The following is a 339-nucleotide window of genomic DNA, read 5'->3' as shown; positions in this document are numbered from 1 at the left end:
GGATTCGAGCAGGTCGAGGTTTTCTTCACCGGGAATACCGAATACATACTCGACACCTTCGTTTTCCAGGCATTGCACAACGACATCGGCGGCCTTGGCCATCTTGCTTGCTACCTCAAGTGATGGGACGGTGGAAGTCCGGAAATGCGCAGCACGGTACGCTGGCATCGCTCAGCCCGGGGCCAGGAATGCCCCGAACCAAAGTCTTGACGTAGGGTGGGCGCGGGAAAGTCACGTGAATGTGACGGGAATAGTGTCGCAGCCTGGGTATTGCGCGCTCAGAGTGGGAGTTGTGGGAGCGGGCGAGTCGAGGCGTCGAACCGCCGCGAAACAGGCGAC

Annotated in this window: 1 protein-coding gene; it reads right to left on the bottom strand. The window is 59.6% G+C overall.

What is annotated here, in order from left to right:
- Positions 1–102: thiamine pyrophosphate-binding protein (locus tag RYH74_RS26275; protein ID WP_155273766.1), on the bottom strand; the 102-nt coding region annotated here is incomplete at its 3' end.
- Positions 103–339 lie beyond the last annotated feature (237 nt).

This window comes from Pseudomonas sp. LSJ-87, from assembly GCF_032971465.1.
In the GTDB taxonomy this organism is placed as follows: Bacteria; Pseudomonadota; Gammaproteobacteria; order Pseudomonadales; family Pseudomonadaceae; genus Aquipseudomonas; species Aquipseudomonas putida_Z.
This window is presented reverse-complemented; position numbering and strand designations above follow the sequence as displayed.